Origin of the sequence: Kitasatospora misakiensis (genome assembly GCF_042656005.1) — a bacterium.
Classification (GTDB): Bacteria; Actinomycetota; Actinomycetes; order Streptomycetales; family Streptomycetaceae; genus Kitasatospora; species Kitasatospora misakiensis.
The window spans coordinates 42138-58072 of record NZ_JBHSOF010000043.1; the positions used below are offsets into that span (position 1 = coordinate 42138).

Genomic DNA, 15935 nt, shown 5'->3' on the forward strand with positions numbered 1-15935 from the left:
CCTGATTGGGGAGTTTCATGTACGACTACGACGTGTTGGTCGTCGGGTCGGCCAACGTCGATCTCGTGATCGGTGTCGAGCGCAGGCCCGGGGCCGGGGAGACGGTGCTCGGGTCGGACCTCGCCGTCCATCCCGGCGGCAAGGGGGCCAACCAGGCGGTCGCCGCCGCGCGGCTCGGGGCGCGTACGGCGCTGCTCGCGCGGGTCGGGGACGATGCGAACGGGCGACTGCTGCTGGAGTCGCAGCGGAACGCGGGGGTCGACACCGAGGGCGTCCTGGTGGGCGGGGCCCCGACCGGCGTCGCGCTGATCACCGTCGACCCGTCGGGGGACAACAGCATCGTGGTGTCACCCGGCGCGAACGGGCAGCTCACGCCGGAGGACGTCCGGTCCGCCGGGCCGCTGCTCCAGGCCTCGCGGGTGGTCTCGGCGCAGCTGGAGATCCCGCTGGAGTCGGTCGTGGAGGTCGTGCGGCAACTGCCGTCCGGCACGAGGTTCGTGCTGAACCCCTCCCCGCCGCGGGCGCTGCCGGCCGAGGTCCTGGCGGCCTGCGACCCGCTGATCGTCAACGAGCACGAGGCCCGGGTGATCCTGGGCGGCGAGTCCATCGGCGACGATCCCGCCGCATGGGTACGGGAGTTGCTCGCGAGCGGGCCCAAGTCGGTGGTGGTGACGCTCGGTTCGGAGGGCGCGCTGGTCGCCTCCGCCGAGGAGGAGGCCGTGCGGGTCGCGTCGGTGAAGGTCGACGCCGTCGACACGACGGGCGCCGGTGACTCCTTCACGGCGGCACTGGCCTGGAAGTTGGGTGCGGGGGCCTCGCTCGCGGAGGCCGCCGCGTACGCCGCCCGGGTGGGCGCCGTCGCCGTGACGCGGCGCGGGGCGCAGGAGTCGTTCCCCACCGCCGAGGAGGTCGAGGCGCTGTGAGGAAGGGCGGGATTCTGAATCGCCATCTCACCGGAGCCCTCGCCGAGTTGGGGCACGGTGACCGGGTGCTCGTGTGCGACGCGGGGATGCCGATTCCGGACGGGCCCCGGGTGGTCGACCTCGCCTTCCGGGCGGGGATTCCGTCCTTCGAGGACGTCCTGGCCGGGCTCCTCGACGAGTTGGTGATCGAGGGGGCGATCGCGGCGCAGGAGGTACGGGAGGCGAACCCCGCCGCGGACGGGCTGCTGACCGGCTCCATCGCCGAACTGGCGTACGTGCCGCACGAAACGCTGAAGGAGCTGAGTGCGGGGGCGCGCCTGGTGGTGCGGACCGGCGAGGCCCGGCCGTACGCGAACGTGCTGCTGCGGTGCGGGGTGTTCTTCTAGCGGCTGCGCTGCGCTGGAGAGGACGGATGGTCGGCGCTCGCGCGCCTGGCAGTGCTTCGCCCCGCCGGGTGACCGGCGGGGCGAAGCACTGCCAGGCCTCGGTCAGGGGGCCTCGGCGGTGTCGAGGTGGAGGCCCGGGGTGAGGTGGAAGCGGTCGGGGGTCGCCGACCGGGGGCGTTCGGCGGGGGGCATGGCCGCGCGGCGTTCCAGCCAGGCGCGCAGGCGGGTCAGGGAGTTGCGGTTCCGCTCGGACGGGTCGCCGCCCGTCTCGCGCAGCAGGACGCAGGCCGGGCGGTCGCCGTCGGCCGTCACCACCCCGACCACGGTGAACGCCGTGCCCGGCGGGAACACCACCTGGGCCGGCCCGTTGCCCGTGTCGAAGACGGACGTGCGCCGGCCGGTGGCCGACCAGACGAGGAACTCCACCGGTGAGCCGGGGAGTTCGGCGCCGGGCGCGGTCAGCCCGGCCAGCGGCGCCGGCTCCCGGAACTGCCGGCCGGTCGGGTAGTGCGCCAGGACGGACTCCGGGTCCGGGCCGGGCCCGGCACCGAGCAGCACCGCGCCGTGGTGGCTCGGCAGCCGCCGCAGACCGGAGCCCAGGCAGTGCAGGAACGGCCGTAGCTCCGGGTCGCCGGACCGGGCGGCGGCCACCAGCGCGGCCCGCGTCGTGGGCGCACCGGTGTCGGTGTGGTGGAGCAGCACGGCGGCCAGGTCGGGCTTGAAGTCGTCCTGGGAGGTGGTCCGCAGGCCGGGGAGCCGGGTGGCGAGCTGTTCCAGCCGCCCGGTGCAGCGGTGGTAGTGGTCGCCGAGCAGGGTGCGGACGGCGTCGCGCTCGGCGGCGGTGCTCGCGGTGACCGGGGCGGGGCCGTCGTCGAGGCCGAAGTACCGGGCGTACTGCGGGCGGGGGGAGGGGAGGGGCGGGCCGGACGGTTCCTCATCCGGGGCGGGGGTGACCGGCGGTTCGGTGACTGGTGGGGGTTCGGCCGTCGGCTCGGCCGGCTCGGCGGTCGGTTCGACCGGGGGGACCTCGGGGGTGCGGAAGGGTAGGGGTGCGCCGCCTGCGGTGGAGGGCGCGGTGGGTGGATCGGTCGGCCCGCGCCTGGTGCCGAGGTCCGGGCCGGATCCGGCAGTGGTGGTGACGCTCTCGGCCGTCGGCGGGGGGCTCGGCTCACCGGTCGCGAGCGGCACCCGCCGGGGCGGCGCTCCGGCCCCGGTGGCGGGGCCGGTGGCGGGGCCGGCGGTGGCCCGGACGGGGGTGGGCAGCGAGACCGGTACCGGCTCGGGCTCGGGCTCCGGGACGGGTGGCACCCGGTGACCGGACGACAGTTCGGCGCGGGACTCGGCGCGCGTCTCGGCGAGGGCGGCCGGTCCGGGAACGGGCGGCACGCGGTGGGCGGCGCCGGGCCCCAGGGCGGCCGGGGCCTCCGGCTCCGCGACCCCCGGCGCGCCGGCCCAGCGCGTCGATCCCGTCCCCCCGATGCCGTACGACACCGGCGCGACGGCGGGCGGGCCGTTCAGCGGCTGTTCGGCGCCGAGCCACTCCAGCTCGTAGGTGCGCGCGACGAACCGGCCGACGCGTTCGGCGGTGGGCTCCAGCAGCCCGTGGACGAGCAGTCCGAAACCCTCGGCGCCGACCGCCGGCAGCCGGTCGAGGAGGGCGCCCAACTCCTCGAAGGCGTCGGCCGGGACCGGGCGGTCCCGCTCGCCGACGATCAGCAGCGGGCGGGCCGGCTCGGGCCGCCGGAAGCGCGGGGTGAGCACGTGCGGCGGTTCGGGGCGCAGCCAGAGCCCGGCCGGGACGGCCTCCAGCGCCCAGAACGGGAACGCCCGGAACACGCCGGGCCCGGCCGTCCGCCAGTCGGCGCCGCCGTTGCGCCAGGCGGCGGGCGTGGTGGGGCAGCCGGGGGCGGTGGCGAGGCGCAGCAGGAACGGTTCCCACCCGATCCGGCCGTCGCGGTCCAGGATCCGCGAGGTGGGGCCGTCGGGGCCGAGGACGGGCAGGCCGATCGCGGCCTGCACCGGCCGGGCCGTCCGGGCGGTCAGCGCGCCGGTGAGCGCGGAGAGTTGGTCGGGGGCCGCCCACGGGGCGCTGACCAGGGGGCGGTCGGCGCCGAGCGGCAGGGAGAGCACGGCCTCGGCGAAGTCCTCGGGCAGCAGCACCGGCCAGGCCGGGGTGCCGATCACGACGACGGCGTTGCCGGGCGGGGCGGCGGCCAGCCGCAGGTCCGGCAGCGGGGCGGTGGACGGGTCGGCCGGGTCGGTGAGCCAGAAGCCGGTGGGCAGCCGCAGGATCCGGACGGCGTCGGCCCGGCTGCGGACGGCGGCCGGAGCGGTGGCCGGAGCGGTGGCAGGAGCGGACGGTTCGGCGAGGGCAGCCCGGCGCGGGTGCGGCTGCGCGGGCGCGGGCCCGACGGGGGCGGCGGCGCCGATCGTGCCGTGCAGACGCCGGGGCGGTTCGCCCGGTTCGCACCGCCACCACGCGGAGCGTTCGACCGCGCCCTCGGGGTCGTTGACGGTGAGGGCGCCGGCCGGGGTGATCTCCACCAGGCCGTCCGGCGCGACGACCGGCACCCCGGCCCGTTCGGCGACCACCTCGGCCGGGCGGCGGCCGTTGGGCGCGAGTGCGGCGAGGCCGGAGGCGGCGAGCACCAGGTGGCCGGCGCCCCGGGCCCGGGCGATCACACCGAGGTCGGCCATCCGGTCGCGCAGGACCTTGGCCGAGTCCGGCGCGACGGCGACCACCACGACGGCGTCCGGGACGGGCCGCAGCGCGCCGATCGCCGCCGACAGGTCGTCCTCGCGGGCGGTGGACGGGGCGATCACGAAGTGCGGGCCGACCGGGCGGAGCACCGACGGCCCCGGCTGCGGCGCGCGGGCGGGGGCCGTCGCCGGCACCGGGAGGGACGCGGCGGGTGCGGCCGGTCCACCCCCGGCGGGCAGCGCGCGCTGCGGGCCGCGCCGGAGTCCGAAGCGGCGGCGGCGCTCGACCGGGGGCGCGGGGTCGCCGGAGCGCGCACCGGTGCGGGAGAGGCTCATCGTCCAGGACTACGGCCCCGGCCACGCCCCCGGTTCACCGCCGGGTCACTACGAGCCCGCCGACGGATCCTCCACTCCGACCGGCTCCCGCTCCGGCTCGGGGTCGGGCATCAGGCCCGTCTGGACCTGGACGGTCCGGCGTCGGGTGATGTGCAGTGCGCGGCCGGGCGGCAGGGCGCGCGGCTTGACGCCGCCGAAGAGGGCGCCCTCGCTCGGCGGGCACGACAGCAGGGTGACCGGGGTGTTGACGTCCTGGAGGCGGCGCAGCAGCTGGTCGGAGTAGGCCCGGCCGATGCCGTTGGCGGAGCGGGCGACGATCAGGTGCAGTCCGAGCTCGGTGCCCTGGGCGAGGTGGTCGAGGAGCGGGCCGAACGGGCTGCCGCCGGCCTGGCCGGGGATCAGGTCGTAGTCGTCGACGACGACGAACAGCTCCGGCCCCACCCACCAGTCGCGCAGCCGCATCCGGGCCGGGGTGATCTCCTCGCCCGGCAGCCGGGCCTCCATGGCCCGGGCGGCGCCGGTGACGACCTGCCGGAGCACGTCCACCGAGACCGCGTAGCCGAGCCGGTACTCCTCCGGGACGCTCTCGTAGAGCCCGCGCCGGAAGTCGACGAGCATGATCCGGGCCTCCGCGGGGGTGTAGGCGGAGGTGATGGCGGCGACCAGGTGCCGCAGCAGGTTGGTCTTGCCGCTCTCGCTGTCGCCGACCACCAGCAGGTGGGGCGACTCCTCGAAGTCGTGCCAGAGCGGGGAGATCGCGGTGTCCTCCAGGCCGATGGCGACCCGCAGTCGGCCCTCGGGCGCGGGCAGCGAGGCGGCGTCGAGGTGCAGCGGCAGCATCCGGACCTCGGGTGCGCGCGGTCCGGTCCAGTGCTCGTTGACCGCGTCGACGAGGTCGGCGATGCCGTCGGCGAGGTTCTCGGGGTCGCCCTGCCCGTCGATCCGGGGGAGGGCGCCGAGGAAGTGCAGCCGGTCCCGGGTGAGGCCGCGGCCGGGGACGCGGGGGACGGTCTCGGCGGCCCGCATGTTGATCATGGAGTCGATGGCGTCGCCGAGCCGGAGCTCGAAACGGGTGCCGAACTGGTCGCGCACGCCGCTGGACAGCTCGCCCCAGCGGGCGGCCGTGACGACCAGGTGCACGCCGTAGTTGAGGCCGCGGGCGGCGATCGGGGTCAGCGCGGGCAGCAGGTCCATGAACTCCTGGCGCAGGGTGCCCCAGCCGTCGACGACCAGGAACACGTCGCCGTGCCGGTCGTCGGCGAGCTCCGGGTCGCCCGCGGCCTTGCGGCGGCGGAACGTCGCGACAGAGTCGATGCCCAGCTGGGCGAAGCGCTGCTCCCGGCGCGCGATGACGCCGTTCACCTCGGCGAGCGTGCGGCCGACCCGCTCCGGGTCGTGGCGCCCGGTGACGCCGCCGACGTGCGGCAGCCCGCGCAGCGAGGAGAGCGTGCCGCCGCCGAAGTCCAGGCAGTAGAACTGGACCTCCCGAGGCGTGTGGGTGAGGGCCAGACCGGTGATCAGGGTGCGCAGCAGGGTGCTCTTGCCGCTCTGCGGGCCGCCCGCGATGCCGACGTGGCCGCCCGCCGCCGACAGGTCGGCGGTCAGCAGCTCGCGCAGCTGCTGGAACGGCCGGTCCACCACACCCACCGGCACGGTCAGGGTGCCGATCGGCGCGCGGTCCTCGGGCGCCAGGCCGTGCTGCGGCGTGGGGGTGAGCGGCGGCAGCAGCTCGTCCAGGGTGGGCGGGGTGTCCAGCGGCGGCAGCCAGACCTGGTGGGCGGGCGGGCCCGCGTCGAGCATCCGCTCGGCCGCCAGCTCCAGCAGGGTCGGGGCGTTCTCCTCGGCCCGCTCCCGGGCCTCCTCGGCCGCCAGCACCTCCGGGTCGGGGTCGCGCGGCGCGGTGTACTCGGTGCCGTACGGGACGATCTGGCCGGCCACCGCGGCCTGTTGGACGGCGCCGCGCCGGCGCCGGTACGGCCCCGAGACGTACGCGGCCTTGAACCGGGTGAGCGTGGCGATGTCGCTGCGCAGGATGCCGTTGCCGGGCTGGGAGGGCAGCTGGTAGGCGTCGGGCACGCCCAGCACGCCGCGGCTCTCCATGGCGGAGAAGGTCCGCAGGCCGACCCGGTAGGAGAGGTGGGACTCCAGCGCGTGCATCCGGCCCTCGTCCAGGCGCTGCGAGGCGAGCAGCAGGTGGACGCCGAGCGAGCGGCCGAGCCGGCCGATCATGATGAACAGGTCCATGAAGTCGCGGTGCGCGGAGAGCAGTTCGCTGAACTCGTCGACCACGACGAAGAGCGTCGGCAGCGGGTCGAGCTGGGCGCCGCCGGTCCGCGCGCTCTCGTAGTCCAGCAGCGAGCTGTAGTTCCCGGCCGAGCGGAGCAGCTCCTGGCGGCGGTTCAGCTCGCCGTGCAGGGCGTCGCGCATCCGGTCGACCAGGGCGGCCTCGTCGGCCAGGTTGGTGATCACCGCGGAGGTGTGCGGGAGTTCGTCCAGGCCGAGGAAGGTGGCGCCGCCCTTGAAGTCGACCAGGACGAAGTTCAGCGTCTCGGAGGAGTGGGTGAGCGCGAGCGCCAGCACCAGGGTGCGCAGCAGCTCGGACTTGCCGGAGCCGGTGGCGCCGATCAGCATCCCGTGCGGGCCCATGCCGCCCTGCGCGGACTCCTTGAGGTCGAGCTCCACCGGCCTGCCGTCCGCGCCGACGCCGATCGGCACCCGCAGCCGCCGGCTCCGCGGGCGGTCCGCCCAGCTGCGGGCGATGTCGTGCTGGTACAGGTCGTTGACGCCGAGCAGCGAGGTGAGGTCGAAGTCCGTGCTGAGCGGCTCGGAGACGTCCAGCGCGTCGCCCAGGCGGTACGGGGCGAGCGTGGTGGCGTAGCGGCGGGCGGCCGGGGCGCTCAGCGCGTCCGGGCGGCCCAGCGGGGTGGTCTCGTCGCGCCGGTTGCGGTCGGCGGTGACCATGTCCAGCCGGTCGCCGGTGATCCGCAGCCGCAGCCGGAACGGCGCCTGCTTCCACTCCACCGCGCCGGCGACGTCCAGCAGGACGGCGTTGCGGTAGCCGGCCAGCAGGGCCCGGCTGCCGCCGGGCAGCTTCACGCCGTCCAGGACGATCAGGGTGAACGGTTCGTCGCGGCCGGGCTGGGTCTCCGGCTCGAAGGGCGGCCGGTCGGCGAACTCCGGGCCGAGCAGCTGCTCCAGCTCCAGGAGCGAGTCGGCGACCAGGCGCACCGGGCCGGCGCCGTCCGTCTCGGTGGGGTGCAGGGCGTGCGGCAGCCACTTCAGCCAGGCCCACTCGGCGCGCAGTTCGGGGGCGACGGCGGCGGCGATCCGCAGCTCGTCCGGGGCGTGGAAGAACGCCAGCTGGGCGATCATCGCGCGGGCCAGGTCGCGGGCCGGGCCGGGGTCGGCCGGCTCGGGGGCCTCCGCCCCGGCGGGGAGCGGGGGAGCGGCGGCCCCGCCGTCCGCCGGGTCGGCGCCGGCGTCCGGCTCCGCCGACGGGTGCTCGCAGCGCAGCAGCAGATGGGCGTAGCCGCGCACGTGGACGGCGATCGGCTGGTCGTCGATCGAACCGTAGGCGTGGATGAAGCGGCGCAGCGCGTGCGCGCAGAGCGGTTCCAGGTCCTCCACCGGCTGGGTGGCCAGTGGCGCCAGCTTGACGGCCAGGCGCTGGGAGCCGGTGGCGATCCGGACGTCGCCGAAGTCCGGGTGGGCGGCCCGCCGCTCCCAGAGCCGCGAGGTGCGCACCAGCGAGCCGAGCGCGCCGGGCTCGGGGTGGCGCCAGGCGAGCGCCAGCCGCTGGTTGACGATGTGGCGGCGGACCTGACGGCGCACCTGGGAGAGGTAGCGCAGGTAGTCGCGGCGCTCCCCGCGCAGCTGGCGCTTGCGGTCGCTCGCGCCGCGGACCAGCTGGGTCACCAGCATGCCGATGGCGGACAGGCCCATCATGCCCATCGCCACGTAGGTGAGCGGCCCGCCGCCGGACTGCGGATTGAGGAAGATCATCACCATCGAGAGCGAGCTCAGCGCCATCGGCGCCATGGCGATCATGTTGGACATGCCGCTCTGCTGCTCCGGCAGGACCGGCGGCTCCTGCAACTGGAGCTCGCCGTCCGGCATCGCCGGTCCGGGGCGCCGGGGCGGACGATCGACCAGGACCACGCTCAACGGGCTCTCCTCTCGCGGCGCCGGCGACGCACGCCGGTGACGATGAGGTCCGACGGATCGGGCCGCGCCGCACTCGGGCCTACGGCCCGCGAGGCCCCGGCGGTTCACCGGGCGGACCACCGGCCGGGCCGGTACCGATCACCGGGTGAACCGTCCGCCCGGTGCCGTCCGTACCTGTGACGGGAGATCGGGCGGGCCGATCCCACGGGAGGACGCGACAGGTGAGCAGCACCACGGCGGCGACAGGACTGGTCCGGCTGAGGTTCCGCGCCCCCGGCGCCGCCTTCGAACTCGCCCTCCCCGGCGACGTCGTCCTCGCCGACCTGCTGCCGGCCGTCCTCGGCTACGCCGGCCCGGACGTCACCGAGAGCGGCACCGAACACTCCGGCTGGATCCTCCAACGCCTCGGCGGTCCGCCCCTCGACGAGGAACGCACCCTGGAGGAGCTCGGGCTGAGCGACGGCGAGGAGCTCTTCCTCCGCCCGGGCCGGGACGCGCTGCCCGAGGTGCACTTCGACGACCTGGTGGACGGCGTGCGGAGCGGCACCGCCGCCCGCGGCGACTCCTGGCGGCCCGCCGCCACCCACCACCTCGCGCTCGCCCTCGCCCTGGTCGCGCTCGCCGGCGGCCTGCTGCTGGTCGCCCTGCCCGGCCCGGACGGCCCCCGCTGCGCCGCGGCGGCGGTCGTCGCGGTACTGCTGCTGGCCGGGGGGACGGCGGCGGCCCGGCTGATCGACGACTCCCCGGCCGGCACGGCGCTGGCCGCCGCCGGGGTCGGGTACGCGGCGGCCAGCGCCGCCCTGGTTCCCGGTGTCACCGGCCCGGCCCGGCTGCTGGCGGGCGGTTCGGCGGCGGTCGGCGCGACCGTACTGGCGCTGGCCCTGGTCGGCGCGGGACCGTTCTTCGCCGGGCTGCTGACGGCCGCCGGGTTCGCGCTCGCGGCCGGCGGGCTCGCCGCGTACGGCGTGCCCACGACCCACGCCGCCGCGGTGACCGCCGCCGCGGCCGTGCTCTTCGGGGCGTTCGTCCCCGGGCTGGCGTTCAAGCTCGCCGGGCTGCGGCTGCCCGCGCTGCCCCGCAACGCCGACGAACTCCAGGAGGAGATCGAGCCCTTCCCGGCCGAGGACGTGCTCGCCCGCAGCCTGGTCGCGGACGGCTACCTGGCCGGGTTCTTCATCGCGGTCGGCGCGGTGTGCGCGACCACCCTCGCGCTGCTGACCACGGCCCGGGACGGCGGTTGGGGGGCGACCGCGATGTCCGCCGACCTCGCGGTGCTGGTCCTGCTGCACGCCCGGGACATCGGCGGCCTGCGCCAGCGGCTCGCCCTGCTGCTGCCCGGCGCGCTGGGCCTCGCCCTGCTGGCCGTGCGGTTCGGCCGGGACGCCGAACCGGCCGGGCGGCTCGTGGTGTTCGTCGTGCTGTTCGCCGCCGCGACCGGGCTCTGCGCGGCGGCCTGGACGGTGCCCGGCCGCCGGCTGCTGCCGTACTGGGGCCGGGCCGGGGACCTGCTGCACTCGCTCGCCGCGCTCGCCCTGCTGCCGCTCGCGCTCCAGGTGTTCGGCTTCTACGGCGCGATGCGCGGCCTGGCGGGCTGACCCGCACCCTGCACCCCGCACCCCACATCCCGCACGAAGCACGACAAACGACGCACGAAGCACGAAGCTCCGAGGAGGACCACCGCCATGCAGTCCCGACGCGACCAGGTGCAGGCCCACCTGTTCGTGATGAGCCGGGTCGCCGCGGGCGTCCTGCGCGCCGAGCCCGACGCCCCCGACACGCCCGTCGGCCGGACCAACCGCGGCGCCGCGACCGGCCTGGCCCTCGCCCTGCTGATCGGCGCCGGCGCCGGCATCTACGGCCTGGTGAAGCCCGGCGGCGCGACCGGCTGGAAGAAGTCCGGCACCCTGGTGGTGGTCAAGGAGACCGGCGCCCGCTACGTGGTCGCCGCCGGCCTGCTCCACCCCGTGCTCAACGAGGCCAGCGCGCGGCTGCTGGTCGGCGACCAGCTGAAGGTCGACCAGGTCTCGGCCCGCTCGCTGGAGGGTGCCGAGCGCGGCACCCCGATCGGCATCGTCGGCGCCCCCGACGGGCTGCCCGGCCCGGCCGCCCTCCTCGGCGCCGACTGGCTGCTCTGCACCGTGCGCACCACGGGCACGGGTACGGGCACGACGGGCACGGGCACGGGCGCGGCCCGGCCGGCTCCGCAGCTGTCCGTCGCCATCGGCACCCACCGGACCGGCCGCCCGGCGGGCGACCAGGGCGTACTGGTCGCCGGGCCCGACGGCGCCGTCCACCTGCTCTGGCACGGCCGCCGGTTCGCCGTGGACGCGGCGGGCGGCGCCGTCCGGGCGCTCGGCTACACCGCGGCCACCCCCGCGCCCGTCACCGCCTCCTTCCTCGCCGCCTTCCCGGCCGGACCGGACCTGCGCGCCCCCGACGTGCCCGCCCGGGGCAAGGACGGTCCCGTGCTGTCCGGGCGGCCGACCCGGACGGGTCAGCTGTTCACCGGCACCGGCGAGGAGCGCTACCTGCTCGCCGAGCAGGGCCTGGTGCCCGTCAGCGCCACCCAGTTCGCCCTGCTCCAGGGGGACCCGCGCACCCAGCAGGAGGCCTACGCGAACGGCCCGGTGACGCCCGCCCAGGTCGGCGCGGCCGACCTCGCCGCCCACACCGCGCCCGCCGCCGCCGCGGCGGCCTTCGCCCCGGAGGGGCTGCCGGGGCGGCCCCCGGCGCTGCTGCCGCCCCGGCCCGAGCAGGCGCTCTGCGCGGCGCTGCGGCCCGCCGGTGACGGCGGGGAGCTCGACGTCGCCGTGCTGGACGCCAACCCCGTGCTCGGCCTGCCGCCGGTCCTCCAGCCCGGCGTCGTCCCCAGCTGCACGCCCGCCGACCGGATCGCCGTCCGGCCCGGTGGTGGGGCGCTGGTGCGGGCGCTGTCCGGCGGCGGGTTCGGCAGCACCCTGTACCTGGTCACCGACAGCGGCGTGAAGTACCCGCTGGCCTCGGCGGCGGTCGCCGAGCGGCTCGGCTACGCGAAGGCGGCCCCGACGGCGGTGCCCGGGCGGGTGCTGTCGCTGCTGCCCACCGGACCCAGCCTCGATCCGGCACCGCTGGCGGGCGGCGTGGTCCAGCCCCCGGCCGGCACCGAGGGCCGGTGCGCGCGCTGATCCCGAGAGCGGCCCCGTCCGGCGGTGAAACGTCGAGCGGTGGTGAACCACTGGGCGGGGTGGCCCCGTTCATCCTGGCGGGCCGGTCCGACCGGCCCGCGGAAGACCCGTCGGCCGGGACCGGCCGGCGTCACCGGAGGAGGTACACGCGATGGCCCAGCAGACGACGGTGGACCAGAAGGTCCTGGCCGACATCAGGACCAAGGTCGAGCAGCGCTACGCCGAGATGACGGCGACCGCCACGTACATCGAGGACATCAACTCGGCCGTCCGGGACAGTTTCCAGGGCGCGGCCAGCACCACCTTCCAGAACCAGATCAACGGCTGGCTGGAGCAGTACGCGGCGGTCAAGCGGGACTACGAGGCCTTCCACGCCAAGATCGGCGACAGCGGCCAGGTCTTCAACAACGCCGACGACCAGACCCAGAACCTCGCCGGAACCATGATGGGCGGCGGCCCGGGCGCCCACGTCGAGAGTGTCCTGAACCCCCGTTAGTCACCCCCGCCCCCGTACCGACCACGCCTTCCGAAGGGACCGCAGCCATGGGCCACATGTCGCTCCACTACGCCGGTATCGACAGCGCCATCTCCGACCTCGAAAGCCACTCGAACACCATGCACAACGCGATGACCGACCTGGAGACGTACCTCCGCGGCAAGATCAACGTCGAGCTGCAGGGTGACTTCTCGGTGGCGGCCGGCAACCTCGCGGACACCCTCAAGGCGGCGGACGGGCAGATGACCCAGAAGATCGTGCTGGCCCACCAGGCGCTCACCGAGATCCGCAACGTCATCCAGGACGCGGACATGCGGGCCAGCACCCACTTCGACCACGTCCGGGGCTGACCGTGGCGGACGAGGACGAGGAGCACGGCGGGGGCGGCGGCAGCTTCAAGGTCACCGACAACACGCTGGCGGCCTTCTCGACCGAGAAGCTCGCCAAGCTCATCGAGGCGATCAACACCTCCGTGCCGGTGTCGCAGGTCAGGGCGTACGGCACGGGCGGCACGCCGTTCCGCGCGGGCAACAACTCCGGCGCCTTCGGGGCCCCCGACACGCTGGAGGCCAAGGTCAAGGACTACGCCGGTTCGATCGACGCGCTGATGAAGACCGTCGTCGACCAGCTGAACACCCTGATCGTCGACCTCCAGCTCGCGGACCGCTACCTGACCAACGCGCGGGACGAGGCCCTGGACTACGCGCAGTTCATGAGGCTGGCCGAGCGGACGCTGAACCCGGGGACGAAGTAGCCATGGGATACCTCTGGGAAGACGCGCTCACCTTCCTCGGCTCGTCGACCGACAAGAAGCCGACCACCCGGGAGGAGGTCCGCGACGATCCGAAGCCCTGGGTCAACACGGACGTCCGGATCAGCGAGGCGCTCTACGGCTGGCAGGGAGCGGCGACCGACGGCACGGGGCGGGACTACTCCTCCTGGGTGGCCTGGTACTTCACGTACCACAACGGCCAGAAGGAGCAGAAGGCCTGCTACGTCGTGGGGACCAACCTCCACTGGGACAACCTCGACGGCAAGGACGCCAGGTTCGCGGCCTGGACGGGCAGCCGGGCGCCGCTGGAGCGGTTCGTCGACGGCACGGTGAAGGCCACCGACCTGCTGGACCCGGCCGGGTTCGCCGTCGCCGCGGACGCCCTGCGGGACACCACCTACTTCCTCGACGGCTGGATCAAGGCGATCGGGGAGGAGTGGGTCAAGGGCATCGGCACCGAGGACGGTGACTGGCAGGGCAGCGCGGCCGGGGCGTTCCGCGCCCTCCTCCTGGCGTTCCGGAACGAGCTGGACGCCGACAACCGGATGATCCGGCTGGCCGACGTCGCCGAGAAGCTGCGGGCCTGCGGACCGGTCGTCAAGGAGGAGATCACCAGCACCCTGTGGAAGGGCTTCCAGGCTTGGTGGGCCTCGCGGGACGCCTGGCCGGTGAACGCCGTGACCGCGGCCATTCTGGAGGCGCTGAAGGGCGCGAAGCTGACGGTGAAGGCGGAGCCGAGGACCCCGACCTGGGAGTACAAGCCGCCCGCGGCCGGCACGAAGATCGAGGGCGAGAAGCAGACCCTGGCGGGTCTCTCGGTCACCCTGTCGGGCGCGGCGGGCGGCGATCCGAAGACGGTCGAGTTCTGGCAGGGCGTGGACAAGCGGGCGCGGCAGATCTGGGTCGCCAACCTCGCGGCGACCGTGGACACCGCGGCGAACAACGCGCTCACCAAGATCGCCAAGCTCTACGGGGCCGCCTCGGACGCCGCGCTGCCGCTGAAGCCGTTCCCGCTCCTGATGCCCCCCACCAAGCAGCCGACGGAGGAGGAGCTCAAGAACAAGGACGAGAAGGGCGGCGCCGGCGACCCCGACAAGAAGATCGACGAGCTCGGCCTCGGCGACTCCGGCTCCAAGGGGGGCGGCGGCGGGCCCGACACCAAGAACCTGGGCGGCGGCCCGAACATCAAGGACATCAAGGACATCAAGGACGCCGGCGGGGGAAGCGGCACCGGCAACTCCGGGCTGGGGAACACCGGCAACCTCGGGCTCGGCAACTCGGGGCTAGGCAACATCGGCAACATCGGGCTCGGTAACTCCGGCGGCTCCGGAAGCGGCTCCGGCTCCGGCTCCGGCTCCGGCACCGGGACCGGCGGCCTCGACCTGATCGGCAACCCCTTCCCGGGGAGCGGGCCCCTGACCGACGACCTCCTCCCGGGCACCGGCTCGAACCGTCCGGTGGTCGTCCCGCCCGGCTCCGTCATCACCAAGGACGGTCGGATCGTCGACGAGAACGGCAACCCCGTCCTCGACTCCGGCGGCAACCCGATGGTGGCCGGCCCGGACTACACCATTGGGCCGGACGGCGTCCTGCGGGACGGCCGGGGCAACACGGTCTCGCAGTACCGGCAGCTGCTCGCCGACCGCTACTCCACCGGTGGCGAGGGCGGCGGCGGGGACGGCGGGGACGGCCTGCTGACGCCCAGCAACTTCGGCCCCGGCGGCTTCTCGTACCAGACGGGCGGCCTCGGCGGGCTCGGCGGCACGGGCTCCGGCGGCCCGCTCACCCCCGGCGGCAGCCCGATGATCTCCGGGATGGGCGCCGGGATGAGCTCGCGGGCGCTGGCCTCCGGCGGCGACCCGGCGGCCATGAAGACCGCGGTCGACCAGGCCAACGCCGAGCGGATGGCCGCCGAGCGGGCCGCCCGGGCCGCCGCCCAGGAGCAGGCCGTCCTGACCGGCCGCCAGACGGCCACCAGCTCCGGCGGGATGCCGCCGATGATGCCGCCGGGCGGCGGCATGGGCGGCGGCCAGGGCGGGGCCAACGAGAAGGACCGCCGGCGCACCACCTGGCTGGCGGAGGACGAAGAGGTCTGGGGCACCGAGTCCGGTGCCGTGCAGGGCGTCATCGGACGCTGACCGCACCGGGGTGCCGCCCCGCCCGACGACGGGCGGGGCGGCACCCGGACCCCCGACGAGACGACAGGAGCAGCGCATGAGCAACCCGTTCGCGGAACAGATCGCCCAGGCGATGGCGGACATGCAGAGCGAGCTGGCCAGGGCCGAGGCCCTCCAGCAGGAGATGAACGAGCTCACCGGCTCGGTCACCTCCAAGGACCGGATGGTCACGGTCAAGGTCGGCTCGCAGGGGCAGGTCGTCTCGATGACCTTCCACACCACCGCCTACCGCGAGATGGCCCCCGCCGAGCTGGCCAAGATCCTCACCGGTGTGCTCAACGAGGCCCGGGCGGCCGTGGGCGAGCAGGTCGCCGAGCGGATCGGGCGGTTCGACGGGCTCGGCGAGACGCTGCGGCTCAACATGACCGGCGGCACCGAGCTGGACGAGATCCTCGAACCGCTCTGGGCGATGCGCCCCGGCCACGACCCGGAGGAGGAGCGCCGGAAGAAGGCGGACCGTCAGGAGGAGTTCCGTGGCTGACCACGGCACCACCGCGAAGACCGCGGGCCTCAAGAAGAGCTTCTCCGAGTTCTTCGAGCTGAAGGACCTGGTCGGCCGGGTCAAGGAGGACGCCGACATCATCAACCGGCTCAACCTGAAGGTCGGCGGCCACGACGAGATCGGCAAGCAGTACCACACGCAGGTCGACGAGGGGACCAAGAACCTGCACGACCTGATCGCCAAGATCGGCTCGACGATGCTCTCGGTCGGCGAGAACGGCGAGGTGCTCGCCGACACCCTCGACCGGGCCGACGACGACTCCCACACCATCGCCAACGGCTTCTGAGCCACCGCCGTCTGAGCCACCGCAGCCCC

Annotated in this window: 12 protein-coding genes; 10 read left to right on the forward strand and 2 right to left on the reverse strand. The window is 75.2% G+C overall.

The window, feature by feature from the left end:
• Positions 1-17 precede the first annotated feature (17 nt).
• Entirely contained in the window at positions 18-923 is a 906-nt protein-coding gene (locus ACFP3U_RS27365; RefSeq protein WP_380228370.1) for a ribokinase, read from the forward strand.
• Positions 920-1309 carry a D-ribose pyranase gene (rbsD, locus tag ACFP3U_RS27370; RefSeq protein WP_380228371.1) on the forward strand — a complete coding sequence of 130 codons (390 nt, stop codon included), beginning with the start codon at positions 920-922 and terminating at the stop codon, positions 1307-1309. Before ACFP3U_RS27365 ends, rbsD begins: the two co-directional genes overlap by 4 nt.
• A 102-nt stretch (positions 1310-1411) precedes the next feature.
• On the opposite strand, the gene ACFP3U_RS27375 is transcribed toward rbsD, so the two are convergent.
• Together ACFP3U_RS27375 and eccCa are read right to left on the reverse strand one after the other, a co-directional pair.
• A complete protein-coding gene (locus ACFP3U_RS27375) occupies positions 1412-4345 on the reverse strand; it encodes a hypothetical protein (RefSeq protein WP_380228372.1) in 2934 nt (977 codons plus the stop codon).
• Between the two features lie 48 nt (positions 4346-4393).
• Positions 4394-8461, reverse strand: a complete 4068-nt coding sequence (gene eccCa, locus ACFP3U_RS27380; protein ID WP_380228385.1) for a type VII secretion protein EccCa — start codon at positions 8459-8461, stop codon at positions 4394-4396.
• Positions 8462-8730: 269 nt separating this feature from the next.
• Between eccCa and eccD the strand changes: the two genes are divergently transcribed.
• The 8 genes from eccD to ACFP3U_RS27420 all read left to right on the forward strand — a co-directional run bounded on the left by eccD (position 8731) and on the right by ACFP3U_RS27420 (position 15906).
• A complete protein-coding gene (gene eccD, locus ACFP3U_RS27385; RefSeq protein ID WP_380228373.1) occupies positions 8731-10104 on the forward strand; it encodes a type VII secretion integral membrane protein EccD in 1374 nt (457 codons plus the stop codon).
• 87 nt (positions 10105-10191) lie between these two features.
• Positions 10192-11673 carry a type VII secretion protein EccB gene (gene eccB / locus ACFP3U_RS27390; RefSeq protein ID WP_380228374.1) on the forward strand — a complete coding sequence of 494 codons (1482 nt, stop codon included), beginning with the start codon at positions 10192-10194 and terminating at the stop codon, positions 11671-11673.
• A 151-nt stretch (positions 11674-11824) separates the two neighbouring features.
• Positions 11825-12169, forward strand: coding sequence for a hypothetical protein (locus tag ACFP3U_RS27395; protein WP_380228375.1), 345 nt, complete (start codon positions 11825-11827; stop codon positions 12167-12169).
• Between the two features lie 47 nt (positions 12170-12216).
• A complete protein-coding gene (locus ACFP3U_RS27400; protein WP_380228376.1) occupies positions 12217-12519 on the forward strand; it encodes a hypothetical protein in 303 nt (100 codons plus the stop codon).
• Positions 12520-12521: 2 nt separating this feature from the next.
• Entirely contained in the window at positions 12522-12923 is a 402-nt protein-coding gene (locus ACFP3U_RS27405; protein WP_380228377.1) for a hypothetical protein, read from the forward strand.
• Positions 12924-12925: 2 nt separating this feature from the next.
• Complete coding sequence (locus tag ACFP3U_RS27410; RefSeq protein WP_380228378.1) at positions 12926-15079, forward strand: hypothetical protein; 2154 nt, start codon at positions 12926-12928, stop codon at positions 15077-15079.
• 76 nt (positions 15080-15155) lie between these two features.
• The gene (locus ACFP3U_RS27415; protein WP_380228379.1) at positions 15156-15599 is read left to right on the forward strand and encodes a YbaB/EbfC family nucleoid-associated protein; all 444 of its coding nucleotides are present in this window, start codon (positions 15156-15158) and stop codon (positions 15597-15599) included.
• On the forward strand, positions 15592-15906 hold the full coding sequence (locus tag ACFP3U_RS27420; RefSeq protein ID WP_380228380.1) for a hypothetical protein: 315 nt from the start codon (positions 15592-15594) through the stop codon (positions 15904-15906). Before ACFP3U_RS27415 ends, ACFP3U_RS27420 begins: the two co-directional genes overlap by 8 nt.
• Positions 15907-15935 lie beyond the last annotated feature (29 nt).

Bases quoted from the DNA above. Each gene is read 5' to 3' on its own strand.
- ACFP3U_RS27410 (WP_380228378.1), top strand. From the start codon at position 12,926: ATGGGATACCTCTGGGAAGACGCGCTCACCTTCCTCGGCTCGTCGACC.
- ACFP3U_RS27365 (WP_380228370.1), top strand. From the start codon at position 18: ATGTACGACTACGACGTGTTGGTCGTCGGGTCGGCCAACGTCGATCTC.
- ACFP3U_RS27415 (WP_380228379.1), top strand. From the start codon at position 15,156: ATGAGCAACCCGTTCGCGGAACAGATCGCCCAGGCGATGGCGGACATG.
- ACFP3U_RS27375 (WP_380228372.1), bottom strand. From the start codon at position 4,345: ATGAGCCTCTCCCGCACCGGTGCGCGCTCCGGCGACCCCGCGCCCCCG.
- ACFP3U_RS27395 (WP_380228375.1), top strand. From the start codon at position 11,825: ATGGCCCAGCAGACGACGGTGGACCAGAAGGTCCTGGCCGACATCAGG.
- eccCa (WP_380228385.1), bottom strand. From the start codon at position 8,461: ATGCCGGACGGCGAGCTCCAGTTGCAGGAGCCGCCGGTCCTGCCGGAG.
- ACFP3U_RS27400 (WP_380228376.1), top strand. From the start codon at position 12,217: ATGGGCCACATGTCGCTCCACTACGCCGGTATCGACAGCGCCATCTCC.
- eccB (WP_380228374.1), top strand. From the start codon at position 10,192: ATGCAGTCCCGACGCGACCAGGTGCAGGCCCACCTGTTCGTGATGAGC.